Raw genomic sequence first — 676 nt, 5'->3', positions numbered from 1 at the left:
CCGGCCACGGCGGCGGTGACCCCCGCCAGCGCGGCGGCCAGCGCGGGCCTGCCGCGTACGGCCTCGATGTAGGGCGCGCCCAGGAATATCCACAAAAAGCACGGGGTGAAGGTGACCCACACCGTCAGGGTGGCGCCCAGCAGCCCGGCGAGGGCCGGGGGGAGCACGCCGGGGCTGTTCCACGCGGCCAGATAGCCCACGAACTGCAACACCAGTATCAGCGGGCCGGGGGTGGTTTCCGCCAGCGCAAGGCCGCCCAGCATGTCGGCGGCGGTCAGCCAGCCGTGGGCCTCCACCGCCTGCTGGGCCACATAGGCCAGCACAGCGTAGGCCCCGCCAAAGGTGACCACCGCCATCTTGCTGAAGAACACGCCCATGCGCGCGTAGACGCTGTCCCACCCCAGCAGCAGGCCGAGCAGCAGCACCGGCCCCAGCCACAGCGGCAGCCATGTGGCCAGCACGCGCAGGGCGCGGGCGGTGGATGGTCGGGCATGGTCGGGCATGTGGCGGATGGCCGGAAGGGGAAGGTTGCCGTGGGGCATTTCGTCGCGCGCGGGGGCATGCGAGGCGGTGCCCCCTTTGTGCCCGTTGTCCCCGTTGGCGCCGCCCGTTGCCGGTGCGTACCGTGCACGCAGCCAGCCCAGCAGCCCCGCGCCGAAGACCACCGCCGGAAAGG

At 72.6% G+C, this 676-nt stretch carries 1 protein-coding gene; it reads right to left on the bottom strand.

All coding sequences use genetic code 11. The features are described from left to right. A partial coding sequence (locus tag FVW27_RS18315) for a chromate transporter (RefSeq protein ID WP_167127967.1) occupies positions 1 to 676 on the bottom strand: 676 nt, incomplete at both ends.

The organism is Nitratidesulfovibrio liaohensis, from assembly GCF_011682075.1.
Classification (GTDB): Bacteria; Desulfobacterota; Desulfovibrionia; order Desulfovibrionales; family Desulfovibrionaceae; genus Cupidesulfovibrio; species Cupidesulfovibrio liaohensis.
The sequence above is the reverse complement of the archived record's forward strand: the minus strand, read 5'-3'. Positions and strand labels throughout refer to the sequence as shown.